The organism is Chryseobacterium sp. FP211-J200, from assembly GCF_001643375.1.
In the GTDB taxonomy this organism is placed as follows: domain Bacteria; phylum Bacteroidota; class Bacteroidia; order Flavobacteriales; family Weeksellaceae; genus Epilithonimonas; species Epilithonimonas ginsengisoli.
Genome location: NZ_LSHB01000039.1, coordinates 24,333 through 30,583 on the forward strand (window position 1 = coordinate 24,333; position 6,251 = coordinate 30,583).

3 protein-coding genes are annotated in these 6,251 nt (G+C 40.4%); all 3 read left to right on the forward strand.

The window, feature by feature from the left end; all coding sequences use genetic code 11:
* Nucleotides 1–30: 30 nt before the first annotated feature.
* Complete coding sequence (gene rpoC, locus AXA65_RS12685; RefSeq protein WP_063970464.1) at nt 31–4,296, forward strand: DNA-directed RNA polymerase subunit beta'; 4,266 nt, start codon at nt 31–33, stop codon at nt 4,294–4,296.
* 86 nt (nt 4,297–4,382) lie between these two features.
* Entirely contained in the window at nt 4,383–4,688 is a 306-nt protein-coding gene (locus tag AXA65_RS12690) for a DUF3467 domain-containing protein (protein ID WP_063970465.1), read from the forward strand.
* Between the two features lie 164 nt (nt 4,689–4,852).
* Nucleotides 4,853–6,136, forward strand: coding sequence for an ectonucleotide pyrophosphatase/phosphodiesterase (locus AXA65_RS12695; RefSeq protein WP_063970466.1), 1,284 nt, complete (start codon nt 4,853–4,855; stop codon nt 6,134–6,136).
* Nucleotides 6,137–6,251: the final 115 nt, after the last annotated feature.

The following is a 6,251-nucleotide window of genomic DNA, read 5'->3' on the forward strand; positions in this document are numbered from 1 at the left end:
TTCAATCTTTTAATCAAATACATAAAACAAATGTCAAATAAAAATAAAACAAGTAGATTTAATAAAATCACTATTGGTTTAGCTTCACCGGAATCCATTCTTCAGGAATCGAGAGGAGAGGTCCTGAAACCAGAAACGATTAACTATCGTACACACAAGCCGGAAAGAGATGGATTGTTCTGCGAGAAGATCTTTGGTCCTGTAAAGGATTACGAGTGTGCTTGTGGAAAATACAAACGTATCCGTTACAAAGGGATCGTTTGTGATAGATGTGGGGTAGAAGTAACAGAGAAAAAAGTACGTAGAGAAAGAATCGGACACATCGGTTTGGTTGTTCCTGTAGCGCACATCTGGTATTTCCGTTCTTTACCAAACAAAATCGGTTATTTATTAGGTATTCCTTCCAAGAAATTGGATATGATCATCTATTACGAGAGATACGTCGTGATCCAGCAAGGTATTGCTAAGAAAGCGGACGGTTCTGACTTTGATGACAAAGAATTCCTTACAGAAGAAGAATATCTAGACGTTCTAGAGACGCTTCCTGTAGAAAATCAATATCTCGATGATTCTGATCCGAACAAGTTCCTTGCAAAAATGGGAGCAGAAGCGGTTGAAGAATTGTTGAAGAGAATCGACCTTGATTCTTTATCATTCGATCTAAGACACAAAGCGCACAACGAATCTTCTAAACAAAGAAGAACTGAGGCTCTTAAAAGATTAAATGTTGTAGAAGCATTGAGAGGTGCCAATACAAGAATGATCAACAAGCCTGAGTGGATGATCATGCGTGTACTTCCAGTTATACCACCAGAATTGAGACCATTGGTTCCATTGGATGGAGGACGTTTCGCAACTTCTGATCTTAATGACCTTTACAGAAGGGTGATCATCAGAAACAATCGTTTGAAGAGACTATTGGAGATCAAAGCTCCGGAAGTGATCTTGAGAAACGAGAAGCGTATGCTTCAGGAATCTGTAGATTCATTATTCGATAATACAAGAAAATCTTCTGCTGTAAAATCTGAATCAAACAGACCATTGAAATCCCTTTCTGATTCATTGAAAGGTAAACAAGGTCGTTTCCGTCAGAACTTATTGGGGAAAAGGGTAGATTACTCCGCTCGTTCGGTAATTGTTGTAGGACCTAGTCTTCAACTTCACGAGTGTGGTATCCCGAAAGATATGGCTGCAGAGCTTTACAAACCATTCATCATTAGAAAACTAATTGAGAGAGGAATTGTAAAAACTGTAAAATCAGCTAAAAGAATCATCGACAGAAAAGAGCCTGTAGTTTATGATATCTTGGAAGGCGTAATGAAAGGTCACCCTGTACTATTGAACAGAGCACCTACTTTGCACAGACTTGGTATCCAAGCATTCCAGCCTAAGATGATCGAAGGTAAAGCAATCCAGCTTCACCCATTGGTAACGACGGCTTTCAACGCCGATTTCGATGGGGATCAGATGGCGGTGCATTTACCTCTAGGTCCGGAAGCTATTTTGGAAGCACAACTATTGATGTTGGGTTCTCAGAATATCCTTAACCCTGCAAATGGTTCTCCTATTACGGTACCATCTCAGGATATGGTTTTGGGTCTATATTTTATGACCAAACAATTGGATTCTACAGATGAGATCAAAGTAAAAGGCGAAGGTCTTGCTTTCTATTCTCCGGAAGAGGTAGAGATCGCTTATGCTGAGGGACAAGTTTCTCTTAATGCAAAAGTAAGATGTCGTCTTCCGATCAAAGAGAATGGCGTGATCACAACTAAGTTATTCCCTACGACAGTTGGTAGAATTTTGTTCAACCAGATCGTACCTAAAGCTTCTGGATATATCGACGAGTTATTGACCAAGAAATCTCTTAGAAACGTCATAGGTCAGGTATTGGCAGATACAGATTTCCCAACTACGGTGAAGTTCCTGGATGATATGAAAGATCTTGGATATGCCAACGCATTCAAAGGTGGACTTTCATTCTCATTAGGAGATATCGTGATCCCGGTTGAGAAAAAGAAAATGATAGCTACTTCTATCGAAACTGTAGATGAGATCAAGGCCAACTATAACATGGGTCTTATCACAGATACAGAGCGTTATAATCAGGTAATTGACGTTTGGACCAATACCAACGCCAGCCTTACCGAGATGATCATGAGCCGAATGAAAGTAGATCAAGGTGGATTCAACTCTGTATATATGATGCTTGATTCTGGTGCGAGGGGTTCTAAGGAACAGATCCGTCAGTTATCAGGTATGAGGGGATTGATGGCAAAACCACAAAAAGCTGGTTCTGTAGGTGCTGAGATCATTGAAAACCCGATCCTTGCAAACTTTAAAGAAGGTTTGTCGATCTTGGAATACTTTATCTCTACCCACGGTGCTCGTAAGGGTCTTGCGGATACCGCTCTTAAAACTGCCGATGCTGGTTACTTGACCAGAAGATTGGTAGATGTTGCGCAGGATGTTATCATTACAGAACAAGACTGTGGAACACTTAGAGGTACAGAAATTACTGCACTTAAGAAAAACGATGATATCGTAGAAAAGATTGCTGAGAGAATTCTTGGTAGAGTTTCTCTTCACAATATCTATCACCCAGAAACGGATGAGATCTTGGCACAAGCGGACGAGTTGATCGTAGAAGCAGTAGCCAAATCTATCGAGCAAGCTGGAATCGAAGCTGTTGAGGTTCGTTCTCCATTAACTTGTGAGGCTAAAAAAGGTATCTGTGCGAAATGTTACGGTCGTAACCTTGCAACAGGTAAAGGCATCCACATGGGAGAAGCTGTTGGTGTAATCGCTGCACAGTCTATTGGTGAACCAGGAACTCAGTTGACATTGAGAACTTTCCACCAAGGTGGGGTTTCAAATAATATCTCAGAAAATCCAAGCATAGTTGCAAAACGTGATGGTATTGTTGAGATGGATGAGGTTAGAACTATTAAATCGGAAGGTGAAAATGGAGAGTCAGCAGATATCGTTGTTTCCCGTTCAACAGAATTCCGTTTGGTAGCTGATAACGACGCTAGAACACCGATCATGATCGCCAACGTTCCTTATGGATCCGAGTTGTTTGTACAACCAGGTGACAAAGTGAAAAAAGGAGATATGATCGCGAAGTGGGATGCTTATAACGCGGTAATCATTGCAGAGAACTCTGGTAAGGTTGAGTATGAAGATATCATCCAAGGGGTTTCTTTCGTATTGGAGATCGATGAGCAGACTGGTTTCGAAGAGAAAGTAATCTCTGAATCCAGAAATAAAAAAGCCGTTCCTACCCTGAAAGTTGTTGACTCCAAAGGTGTAGAACAAAAAGGTTACAACTTACCGGTTGGAGCCCACATCATGGTAAACGATGGTGAAAAAATCAAGGCTGGTAAGGTCTTGATCAAGATCCCAAGAAAATCTGCGAAAGCAGGGGATATCACCGGAGGTCTTCCGAGAGTTACCGAGTTATTCGAAGCTAGAAATCCTTCCAACCCAGCGGTTGTTACAGAGATTGACGGTGTAGTATCTTACGGTAAGATCAAAAGAGGTAACCGTGAGCTTATCGTGGAAGCGAAAACTGGAGAAATCAAGAAATATTTGGTTAAATTATCAAACCAGATCCTAGTTCAGGAAAATGACTTCGTGTACGCAGGAGGCGCACTTTCCGACGGTTCTGTAACACCAGACGATATCTTGAAGATCAAAGGTCCAACTGCGGTTCAGGAATATTTGGTTAATGAGATCCAAGAGGTTTACCGTCTTCAAGGGGTGAAGATCGATGACAAACACTTCGAAATTATTGTTCGTCAGATGATGACAAAAGTATCGATTGTGGATGGAGGAGATACACAATTCCTGGAAGGTGCTTTGGAACACAAATACGACTTCTTGTTGGAAAACAACAGAGTATTTGGTCTTAAAGTAGTAATGGAAGCGGGAGATTCGAAAGAATTCAAACCAGGACAGATGATCACCGCTAGAGAACTTAGAGATGAGAACTCGAAACTAAGACGTGAAGATCAGGCTTTGGTAGAAGTAAGAGAAGCACTTCCTGCAACTGCAACTTCTGTACTACAAGGTATTACAAGAGCGGCACTTCAAACCAAATCATTTATGTCTGCAGCATCGTTCCAGGAAACTACCAAGGTTCTAAACGAAGCAGCTGTGTCTGGTAAGATCGACTTCTTGACAGGTCTGAAAGAAAATGTAATTGTAGGACACAGAATCCCTGCAGGTACAGGTCTTAAAGATTATCAAAATGTGATCGTAGGTTCTAGAAAAGAATTCGAAGACATCAACTAAAATTAATCAAAATGAAATTTGAGGTTTGGAATTATTTTTTATATTTTCACAACCTCAAATTTTAAATAAAAAAATAACAAACCAAAATGGACAACAACCAAAATCAAGATCCAAACAACATCAATATCCAACTTAACGAGGTGATCGCAGCTGGAGTATATGTAAACCTAGCTTTAGTAAACCATTCTCCATCAGAATTCGTATTGGATTTTATCCAGTTGATGCCAGGTGTACAGCAAGCGAACGTGCGTTCAAGAGTAATCCTTGCACCACTTCACGCAAAAAGAGTATTGGCTGCACTTCAGCAAAACATCACTAACTATGAGCAGCAATTCGGAGAGATCAAAGAATTGGAGCCTTTCGTAGTTGGAGGTAACAACGTACAAGCTTAAGATTTTTTCTTAACATACATAGATCCCGTTTCGTTTTCTTACGAGACGGGATTTTTTTTGCTTTAAAGTTTGAAATTATAGCTCCAGATTAGGATTAATATTAAATTAATCCATCATTCTTTCAATTAAAAGTCACAGAGTTTACCTTTGCCAAAATCTTACTAATGAAGAAAGCCTTCGCAATATGCCTCTTGTCTTTATCTTTTATAAGTCCTGCTCAACAGGCAATTACAGACACCGCACAAGTTGTAATTCCGAATCGTTTGAATAATGAAGAGGCGATGACAAAACCTTACGTCATCATGATATCCACAGACGGTTTCAGGTATGATTACACCAAGAAATACAATGCTGAGAATCTCTTAAAGTATTCTACTGAGGGCATCCAGGCCAAAGCAATGATCCCAAGTTACCCAAGCATCACGTTCCCAAACCACTGGAGTTTGATCACTGGACTTTATCCTTCCCATCACGGTTTGATAGATAATTATTTCTACGATTACAAGAGAAAGGAAAAGTACGCGATGAGCAAAAAGGAGAATGCCGAAGACGGGACTTGGTACGGCGGAATCCCACTTTGGGCGTTGGCTGAGAAGCAGGGCATGATCTCGGCTTCTTTGCAATGGGTCGGCTCTGCAAGCGATGCAGCAGGCATTAGACCAACTTATTATTACCATTACCACGAAAAATTCAAACCAGCAGAGAAAGTGGATAAGGTCATCAATTGGCTGAAACTTCCCGAATCGCAGAGACCGCATTTTATCTCCTTATATTTTCCGGAAGTGGATGGCGCGGGTCATCATTTTGGGCCGGAAGCTAAGGAAACGGAAACGGCGGTTCATCTGATTGATGAAGCCATTGGAAGTTTGGTTCAGAAAGTAAATGCCCTAGGTCTTAAGAATGTTAATTTCATCTTCGTTTCGGATCATGGCATGATCCAGGTTGATGGTGGAAAACCATTGGAAATCCCGGAGATCCTGACAGATAAAAGTAGATTCGATTATTATAATTCTCAGACTTTATTAAGGGTTTATGTGAAAGATCCTAAAGAAGTCAAATCTGTTTTCAAGGAATCGAAAGCGAATAAAACCAATGAGTACGAAGTCTATCTCGATAAAAAACTTCCAAAATACCTGCACTTTGCTACAAGAGATGACAATTACCATAGAATTGGACAGATCCTATTAATTCCTAAAGCGCCCAAAGTCTTTTTGGAAAAAGGTCAAAAAACTTCTGTAGGAAAACATGGCTATGACCCAAAACTGGTTCCCGAGATGAAAGCGGCTTTCTTTGCTTGGGGACCGGCATTCCACAACAATCAGGTCATTGATGAATTTGAAAATGTGAATGTTTATCCTGTTGTTGCAGAGATCCTAGATTTGAAGATCAATGAAAAGATCGATGGAAAACTGAGAACTTTGAAGCCTATTTTGAAGTCCAAAAAGTAAGAAATTTGATCAGTTTCCAAGCTAAAAATGGCCCTTCTGCAGGTCCGATGAACAGGGCGTTTGCAGAGATGCCTCAAAACATCAAGTTGTTTTGATGAAAAGGTCTTGATGTTTT